The sequence below is a fragment of the Gracilibacillus suaedae genome (assembly GCF_017599345.1).
GTDB classification, from domain to species: domain Bacteria; phylum Bacillota; class Bacilli; order Bacillales; family Amphibacillaceae; genus Gracilibacillus; species Gracilibacillus suaedae.
Map to the genome: position 1 here is coordinate 87064 of NZ_JAGFVL010000044.1, position 6078 is coordinate 93141.

Sequence of the window (6078 nt, forward strand, 5' to 3'; positions counted from 1 at the left end):
ATAAAATAATGGCAATCGTTGAACTTTTGAACCAGGATATGAAGCAGGCGATGAAGGACAAAAATAAAGATAAATTAGGTGTAATTCGAATGGTCAAAGCATCGATGCAAAATGAAGCCATTAAATTACAGAAAGATGCATTGTCTGAAGAAGAAGAATTAACCGTTTTAGCGAGAGAGCTAAAGCAACGAAAAGATTCCCTCCATGAATTTAAAGAAGCTGGACGCGAAGATCTTGTAAGCAAGTTAGAAGATGAAATTAACATAATACAAGCTTATATGCCTGAACAACTTTCTGATGAAGAGTTAGAGAAAATAGTTGTTCAGACGATCGAGGAAGTTCAAGCTCAATCAAAAAAAGATATGGGAAAAGTAATGAGTGCGCTTATGCCTAAAGTAAAAGGTAAAGCAGAAGGCTCTAGAGTGAATCAATTGGTTCAAAAGAACTTATCATAAACGAACAAAATGAATTCATTCATCTATAAGACCCTTGACTTATCGACTAAGTTAAGGGTCTTTTTAATAAGACTAGAAAGTATATCAGCAGTGCAATCACCGTGTTAAGCGAAGTAGTTATTTTGACATGTTTGATGTCTATTTGCAACGTTCCGACTACTTACTTCGCTTTCACCCAAAGGGCATAAGGCAATATCTGTTAAAAGCTTACTTTCGCAGTGTATCCTACACCACGGGTAACAACCTCAACTCCCTTGGCAAAGTGGATTATCGGTTCGCCTTGTTCCCGCAGGAGTCTAAGTAATTGGTCTCCGCTATGAGAAGATGCAACAATTTCTTGTCATAAGTAAAATGTTGACTTTTTATAATGGACAAAGTGAAAAACCGCTATTTGTTTGTGAGTATAAAAGCAGCCGTGTTACTTCAGGCTAGCGTTGTAGACCATGATCATAGCGTAGGTAATGCAGTTTATATATTTCACATGGCCAGTAAAACAATCGGAGCTCCACTTAGAACTGGTTGGGTTTTGCCCAGTTTTTCTTACAAGGATAGGTTGTATAAAAACAGGTTCCTTTTTCTTACAAATGTGATGGTTGGGTAGGTATATACATATATAATAGTGAAAAATTTTTCTCGTTGATATAATTATGATAAACTGAATGCGTTGACATAAGTTTTTTGTCCATTAATGAAACTTTTCTTACATAATATCCGTATGAATACTTATATGTCAAAGCACTAGTGAAGGGAGGTTGGGATTTGAAAAAGTACGTATCTGCTTTGTTGGTCTCGATATCGATCATTGCAGCTGTATTTTCCTTCACCTGTAGTTTTCAAACGGAAGTGCACGCTGAAGATAACGGAGAAGGTGAACTTGTTTATGTTATACCGATAGAAAATGAAGTAGAACGCGGTTTAGAGGCGTTTATTAGGAGGACAACAACGGAGGCAACTGAAAATAATGCAGATCATATTATTTTCGAAATTAATACACCTGGTGGTCGAGTAGATGCTGCAGAATACATTGGAGAAATATTGCAGGATTTAGAGATTGAAACAACATCCTTTATTACTGTCAAAGCACTTTCCGCGGGCTCTTATATTGCTTTAAATACAGATAATATCTATATGAAACCACAAACAAGTATGGGAGCAAGTGGAGTCATTAATTCAGATGGTACTGCAGCTGATAAAAAAGCACAATCAGCATGGGTTGCAAGCATGAGAGGGGCAGCCAGTTCTAAAGACAGAGATCCATTATATGCGGAAGCTATGGCAAATGCTGAAATTGATCTACCTGAATATGGTGCTCCTGAAGGTGATTTCCTTACTTTAGATGCTAATAATGCAGTAGAAGTAGAATATGCTCAAGGTATTGTCAGTCACAGAACGGAGCTGTTAAGTACTTTATCCTTATCAGATGCAGAAATAATAAAAACTGAACCAACTCCAGCAGAAGATCTAGCTCGTTTTTTGACAAATCCAATAGTTGTACCGATCCTACTTTCGTTAGCAAGTATTGGATTAATTGTGGAATTGTATTCGCCAGGTTTCGGGATTCCAGGATCGATTGGAATTGCTTCATTAATATTATATTTTTATGGACATATCGTAGCTGGCCTAGCTGGATATGAAGCAATTGTTTTACTTATATTAGGAATTGTGTTAATAGTTATAGAAATATTTGCACCGGGCGGTATTCTCGGTTTCATTGGTATTGGTGCGATAGTAGCTTCCTTATTTATGTCGACTGATAACCCTGGACATATGGCGATGAGTATAGCTATCGCACTTATTGCAAGTATTATTGTAGCTGTTATTTTATTCAAAACGATTGGTTTGGAGAAAGGGGTCTTCAGACATGTTATTCTAAAAGACTCAACAACTACAGAGCAAGGATATGTCTCTTCTGTAAATCGGTTAGAATTAATTGGACAGGAAGGCATTTCGGTTACACCACTAAGGCCATCAGGTACTGCAGAGTTTGCTGATGAAAGACTGGATGTGGTGTCCGAAGGAGCGTTTATTGATGTGGATACCCCGATAAAAATTATTAAAGTCGAAGGTTCCCGTCTTGTAGTAAGAAAAATCACAAGGTAAATTATGAGGAGGATGTAGTATGGAAGGTTTTGAACAGATTTTTCCAATCATTATTATTGGGTTGATTGTAATTGCGGTTGCTATTCTATTTACTTTTATTCCAGTAATGCTATGGATTAGTGCACTTGCAGCTGGTGTAAGAGTAAGTATCTTTACACTAGTGGGGATGCGCTTGAGAAGGGTTGTTCCATCCCGAGTTATTAATCCATTAATTAAAGCGCACAAAGCGGGATTAGATGTAACGACAAACCAATTAGAAAGTCACTTCTTAGCTGGTGGTAATGTTGACCGTGTTGTTAATGCGTTAATTGCTGCACAACGAGCAAACATTGAGTTGAGCTTTGAACGCTGTGCTGCGATTGATTTAGCTGGTCGTGACGTATTAGAAGCTGTACAAATGAGTGTTAATCCGAAAGTAATTGAAACACCTTTTATTGCTGGTATTTCAATGGATGGAATTGAAGTAAAAGCGAAAGCACGAATCACTGTTCGAGCAAATATTGACCGACTAGTCGGTGGTGCTGGTGAAGATACGGTTATTGCCCGTGTTGGGGAAGGTGTTGTAAGTACTATTGGTAGCTCAGAAGCACATACGAAAGTATTAGAAAATCCTGACTCTATTTCTCATAACGTTTTAAACCGTGGGTTAGATGCTGGTACTGCTTTTGAAATCTTATCAATCGATATTGCCGATGTTGATATCGGTAAAAACATCGGTGCGATTTTACAAACAGACCAAGCCGAAGCGGATAAAAACATCGCCCAAGCAAAAGCAGAAGAACGTCGTGCAATGGCGGTTGCCCAGGAACAAGAAATGGTTGCAAAAGTTCAAGAAATGCGTGCCAAAGTGGTCGAAGCAGAAGCAGATGTACCAAAGGCACTTGCAGAAGCCTTGCGTTCTGGCAATATGGGTGTCATGGATTATATGAATTATAAGAATATTGATGCTGATACAGATATGCGTGATTCTATTGGTAAATTAACAGAAACAGACAACGAAGAAGACGACAACAAGTAAGAATCCTCATAGGGGCTATCTTAGTTAGAAGGCGTAAATTGCTAATAACTGTTAAATAGCCCCTGAAAGGAAGATGTAAATGGATGAATTGTTAAGTTTTATTGTTCCGATAATGGCAATAGTGTTTTGGCTTTTCGGCTTGATAAAATCAAAAAATGAGGAGCAAAAACAAAAGATACCACCAAGACCAGTCCAGCAGGAAACAAACAATACTCAAAAGCCTAGAATAGAAACTCCAGGGCAATCTGTACCTGATTTTGAAACAATTGATACGAATACTGATCTAGGACAAGAGACATTTGCTCAACAAAAGGAAAAGCAAATGGAAAAATTAAAGGAAAAAATCCAACGCGCAGAGAATATTCGGGATGAATCGAAAGACCAGCAGCTAGGTAAGCATGATGCCATTAAGGATGGCCCGCCGCCAAGAGCGTATCGAAAAGATAGTAAAGAAGAGATTTCTTTATCAGTTGAAAAAAACTTAACATCAAAAGGAATAGCTCAAGGTATTATTATGTCAGAAGTATTGGGACCGCCACGCGCCTATCAAAAAAGAAATTATTATCGGAACTATCGTTAAAAAAGTCGAATGGGAAACCATTCGACTTTTTTTTTTATGGTGTGCCGGGCATGCATCTAAACTCTAGGGTTCAAGTCCCGAACTGGGAAGGCAGTAGTACCAGTTAGCCAAGGACAAGGGTGTCTAGGGCGACCTAGAATCTGAAGGAAGTCGGAGGCAAATTCCCGCCTTGAGGAACACGAACTTCATAGAAGGCTATTTATACTTGGATGAGACTGCCAAACACATCAAAGTCCATACTGCCGAAGGGTATAGGTAGTAAATGAAGCAAGGATATGGGGAGGAAGTGTAGATGCTTACCCCGGGAGGTCTGATAGCAAAGCGGTACACTTACCGTAACCGGATGTGTGAACATTCACTGAACTATCAGAAGTCAGCAGAAGCCATAGTACCTGTTTCTTCTAGAGGAACAGGGAAGGGCGGAATCAGGAAAGGAACATGATCACTTGGGATACGTATGGTTTGATGAAGCAGAAACACAAGTTCCTTCCTCATGGAGGAAACGGTGAATCCCGTGGGGGACATGAGAAGGGTGGAGAACACATACCACATAAAGAGAACGATCATGTACGTAGGAGAGAGAACGAATGTTAAAACAAATACTGTCACGAGAGAATCTACTACAAGCTATATGGCGTGTAGAAAAGAATAAAGGAAGCCACGGAATCGACCAAATGCCCGTACAAAACCTACGAGTGCATTTGAAAGAGAACTGGACAATCCTCAAGCAACAATTGGAAACAGGAACCTATCAACCTCAACCGGTCCGTCGAGTCGAAATCCCGAAACCAGACGGTGGAAAGAGGAAGCTAGGGATTCCAACCGTGACAGATCGCTTTCTACAACAAGCGATCGCACAAGTGTTGACCAAAGTATATGACCCGCAGTTTTCGGACCATAGTTATGGATTTCGTCCCCAAAGGCGAGGTCATGACGCGGTGAGGAAAGCAAGAGGGTATATACAAGAAGGCTGTCGTTGGGTAGTAGATATGGATCTAGAGAAATTCTTTGATAAAGTACATCATGATCGTTTAATGCGCACCCTGAGCAAACGGATTAACGATCCAAGAGTGCTGACATTAATCCGTCGCTATCTACAAGCAGGAGTCATGGAGCAAGGACTTGTTCAGTCGAACACAGAAGGAACACCACAAGGTGGCCCGTTAAGTCCTTTACTCTCTAATATTGTCTTAGATGAATGGGACAAAGAATTGGAGCGCAGAGGACTGCACTTCGTCCGTTATGCGGATGATTGTCAAATCTACGTTCGTTCCAAAAGAGCAGGACAGAGAGTCAGACAAAACATGACGGAATTCCTGGAAGGAAAACTAAAGCTGAAAGTGAATCAACAAAAGAGTGCGATTGATCGTCCATGGAGACGAAAATTTCTAGGATTCTCCTTCACCAGTCACAAGAAGAGACCAAAGGTTCGCATACCAAAAGAGAGTATTAAGAGGCTCAAAGATCGAATCCGTTCCTTAACATCAAGGAAAGAAAACATCAGTATGGAGACCAGAATCGAACGATTAAATCGGTACTTAATCGGTTGGATAGGATATTACCAATTGACCGAGGCACCAAGTGTTCTGAAACAGATAGATAGTTGGATCCAACGTAGACTCCGCATGATTCGATGGAAAGAATGGAAGTTGGTCAAGACAAGGTATCGAGAATTACAAAGGTTCGGTGTGAAGAAGGAGAAAGCGTGGGAATGGGCCAACACAAGGAAAGCCTATTGGCGGATTGCGAACAGCCCCATTTTACACAGAACCCTCGGCAACCGATATTGGGGAAGCCAAGGACTAGAAAGTTTGTTTATTCGTTATCAATTTTCACGTATGACTTGAATGAAATCGCCAAATACGGAACCGTATGTTTGGTGATGTGAGAGGGTCGGAGGTTAGTCACCTCCCCCTATCTCGATT

Annotated in this window: 5 protein-coding genes; all 5 read left to right on the forward strand. The window is 40.2% G+C overall.

What is annotated here, in order from left to right; genetic code table 11:
- Positions 1-8: 8 nt before the first annotated feature.
- The 5 genes from J5J03_RS13320 to ltrA all read left to right on the forward strand — a co-directional run bounded on the left by J5J03_RS13320 (position 9) and on the right by ltrA (position 6000).
- The gene (locus J5J03_RS13320; protein ID WP_208590169.1) at positions 9-455 is read left to right on the forward strand and encodes a GatB/YqeY domain-containing protein; all 447 of its coding nucleotides are present in this window, start codon (positions 9-11) and stop codon (positions 453-455) included.
- Positions 456-1214: 759 nt separating this feature from the next.
- Positions 1215-2555 (forward strand): NfeD family protein, encoded by a 1341-nt coding sequence (locus tag J5J03_RS13325; RefSeq protein WP_208590170.1) that lies wholly within the window; start codon positions 1215-1217, stop codon positions 2553-2555.
- A gap of 19 nt (positions 2556-2574) precedes the next feature.
- A complete protein-coding gene (gene floA / locus J5J03_RS13330) occupies positions 2575-3573 on the forward strand; it encodes a flotillin-like protein FloA (protein ID WP_208590171.1) in 999 nt (332 codons plus the stop codon).
- 79 nt (positions 3574-3652) lie between these two features.
- Positions 3653-4153, forward strand: coding sequence for a hypothetical protein (locus tag J5J03_RS13335; protein ID WP_208590172.1), 501 nt, complete (start codon positions 3653-3655; stop codon positions 4151-4153).
- A 587-nt stretch (positions 4154-4740) separates the two neighbouring features.
- Positions 4741-6000, forward strand: coding sequence for a group II intron reverse transcriptase/maturase (ltrA, locus tag J5J03_RS13340; RefSeq protein ID WP_208585947.1), 1260 nt, complete (start codon positions 4741-4743; stop codon positions 5998-6000).
- Positions 6001-6078: the final 78 nt, after the last annotated feature.

Bases quoted from the DNA above. Each gene is read 5' to 3' on its own strand.
- ltrA (WP_208585947.1), top strand. From the start codon at position 4,741: ATGTTAAAACAAATACTGTCACGAGAGAATCTACTACAAGCTATATGG.
- J5J03_RS13335 (WP_208590172.1), top strand. From the start codon at position 3,653: ATGGATGAATTGTTAAGTTTTATTGTTCCGATAATGGCAATAGTGTTT.
- floA (WP_208590171.1), top strand. From the start codon at position 2,575: ATGGAAGGTTTTGAACAGATTTTTCCAATCATTATTATTGGGTTGATT.
- J5J03_RS13320 (WP_208590169.1), top strand. From the start codon at position 9: ATGGCAATCGTTGAACTTTTGAACCAGGATATGAAGCAGGCGATGAAG.